The sequence below is a fragment of the Shewanella electrodiphila genome (assembly GCF_023283985.1).
GTDB classification, from domain to species: Bacteria; Pseudomonadota; Gammaproteobacteria; order Enterobacterales; family Shewanellaceae; genus Shewanella; species Shewanella electrodiphila.
Genome location: NZ_JAKIKU010000039.1, coordinates 1 through 1504 on the forward strand (window position 1 = coordinate 1; position 1504 = coordinate 1504).

The window sequence follows — 1504 nt, forward strand, 5'->3', positions numbered from 1 at the left end:
AAGCGGTTAAAACCATCTCAAATCAACCTGACTCAGTGTTTCGCTATTGCGCTCTGCCGTGTCAGTGGATGCGCATTATAGGCAAATCAGATTTTCGCGCAAGGGCTTTTTTACATAAAAATGAAGTTATTTTGCATTCCTTGCTTAAGTACAGGATACACACGAGTTACCCCCAAACTTATCCACATAATGGCTATTAAATCGATAATTCCAGGCGCATTAAAGCCCGCTTAAATTGTAGGAGACTTAAGTATATAAAGCCTTCAACCTCAATGCTTAACTTTTAAAACTCGAAATTGTTCAAGTCCACTAGATAATATGTATAGAAACTATCCACATTCCTATTGGTAATTAATCTTATTGTTTCTTAATTATGGCCATAGAAGCTAAAACTACAGGCACAGCGTTTCTGTCTAGTTAAACATTTAGCACTAATTAAAGAAGTCTGATCATTTTTAACAGCATAATATAAAGACAACATGCCTACGCTATAAACTCCATACTGAGTTAATTTTATCTAGACAAAAGATAATGGATTGGATGGATTGGATGGATTAGATGGATTAGATGGATAAGAGGTTATGCCAAAGTGCCACTTACGACTAAGCAGTAGAACAGTAGAACAGTAGAACAGTAGAACAGTAGAACAGTAGAACAGTAGAACAGTAGAACAGTAGAACAGTAGAACAGTAGAACAGTAGAACAGTAGAACAGTAGAACAGTAGAACAGGCAGTAAACACCTGTACTGAAATGAATAGCAACTTTTTATTGTTTAGTTGCAGCTCCTCTGCTTGAGGAAGATAGAGCTATATTTAAAAAGGAACTTAAGTAAATCTTAGTGAGCGGCAGTTGTTAGGCTCCTAACCAAAATATTTCTAGTATCATGATAAAGCTTTGGCGAAATCCAACTCATAATTTTAAAAATAAGCTCTATAAGTGGGTAATGGGCCATCCACTCTATCAATATATGATCGATAGGATGTATGGCTATAACGCTTGGTAATGGCCTACTTTGTTATCCTTGGCATGTATTCCACACTATTTATTAGCTAAGTGGCCGTTTGAGCAAGCTCAAATTTCAAACACAAAAAAGCCCGTTACGTAAGTAACGGGCTATCTGCTCTCATAAAGAGAAATTTAGCGTCTGGGAATGACCTACTTTCACATGGGGAGACCCCACACTATCATCGGCGCGATTGCGTTTCACTACTGAGTTCGGGATGGGATCAGGTGGTACCACAATGCTATTGTCCCCAGACAAATCTGGTTTTAAAGATGGTGCTGATACCCAGAATCGAACTGGGGACCTCATCCTTACCAAGGATGCGCTCTACCGACTGAGCCATATCAGCATGATCTTGCTCAAGATTACTTGTCAGTAATTTAAGACTTAAATTAGGCGCTTGGCGATGACCTACTTTCACATGGGGAGACCCCACACTATCATCGGCGCGATTGCGTTTCACTACTGAGTTCGGGATGGGATCAGGTGGTACCACAATG

Annotated in this window: 1 tRNA gene and 2 rRNA genes; all 3 read right to left on the bottom strand. The window is 39.4% G+C overall.

Going from position 1 to position 1504, the window contains the following annotated elements:
• Positions 1-1143: 1143 nt before the first annotated feature.
• Positions 1144-1259, bottom strand: a 5S ribosomal RNA gene (gene rrf / locus L2737_RS22170).
• A gap of 18 nt (positions 1260-1277) precedes the next feature.
• Positions 1278-1353 (bottom strand) — tRNA-Thr (locus tag L2737_RS22175).
• Positions 1354-1402: 49 nt separating this feature from the next.
• Positions 1403-1504, bottom strand: a 5S ribosomal RNA gene (rrf, locus tag L2737_RS22180); the annotation flags it as partial.